This window comes from Vibrio sp. 10N.261.52.A1 (genome assembly GCF_002876325.1).
Classification (GTDB): domain Bacteria; phylum Pseudomonadota; class Gammaproteobacteria; order Enterobacterales; family Vibrionaceae; genus Vibrio; species Vibrio chagasii.
The window spans coordinates 1-934 of sequence record NZ_MCYD01000216.1 but is presented as its reverse complement, the minus strand read 5'-3'; the positions used below and the strand labels follow the sequence as shown (position 1 = coordinate 934).

2 protein-coding genes are annotated in these 934 nt (G+C 39.6%); both read right to left on the bottom strand.

What is annotated here, in order from left to right:
- On the bottom strand, nucleotides 1-561 hold a 561-nt coding region (locus BCT81_RS02840; RefSeq protein ID WP_198596833.1), incomplete at its 3' end, for an immune inhibitor A domain-containing protein.
- Between the two features lie 37 nt (nucleotides 562-598).
- The gene (locus tag BCT81_RS02835; protein ID WP_102423186.1) at nucleotides 599-898 is read right to left on the bottom strand and encodes a hypothetical protein; all 300 of its coding nucleotides are present in this window, start codon (nucleotides 896-898) and stop codon (nucleotides 599-601) included.
- Between the last annotated feature and the right edge of the window lie 36 nt (nucleotides 899-934).

Here is a 934-nt window from a genome sequence, read left to right as displayed (position 1 = left end):
CGCCACACTGTAACTGTCGCCTGACTCACTTTGATAATACTGGCGCATCGAGATTAAGTTTTCACCATTTGGTCCGGTATAGCCCGAATCAGAAAACAGTAACTCTTGGTAGTGTTCTGGGTTGTAGCTCTCGTAGAGCATTTGCGTGTGCTCTTTAGTGAGCTTGTTATCGTCCCAGTTTAGATCAGGGAAGTCGACAAGCAGCGCGAGTACTTTGTCCGTGCGCTTGGTACCCACTTCCAGTGCGAAAACACTCGCTTTTTTGACGCCGGACTCTTTTTCGATGGCTTTTAGAATCTTTGCTCTCAGCTCCATGGCTTTCTTGCCAAATTGCGCATCACCTTTAAAACCCGAATTGATTTTATTTTTTAGGTAACGATCAAGGGCGCTGTGTTTTTCTTGATCGCTAGCGCTTTCATCAACTAAGCCTTGTCTTACTAGCATTTCAATTAGCTTATCTTCATTAACAACACCTAAATCAATAGGTGTTTTAGCATAACTGTTGACGCTAAATAGAGTAATCATTGCTGAAGCCAGCAACGTCTTTCTCATTATCTTCATTACATTTCCTTTTTATATTTCCATGTCGATATTAATATCAACTTCCTTCACCGGTGTTATTCACCGATATTGGTCTAATGCACTCTTTTGGTGCTTTATTTACCTGACGTTGGTTTTTTATATCTTTATTTAAATCGAGATTAGGCTGATGGTTCTTATTTGCTTTGGCATTGAGATAGATACGCAAAGCTTCTTGGTTTTCCTCATAATTTAAGCCTGGACAGATAATGCCCTGCTCAATCAATGACTTCAGCAATGGTTCATCATTCTCTATAGTGTAAGCCTGTGACAGTGAGGATAAGGACAGAACCATTAAAGCCATTGTTTTATGAGACATTGTTATAATTAGCCATTTATTTCGATTATGTAACAA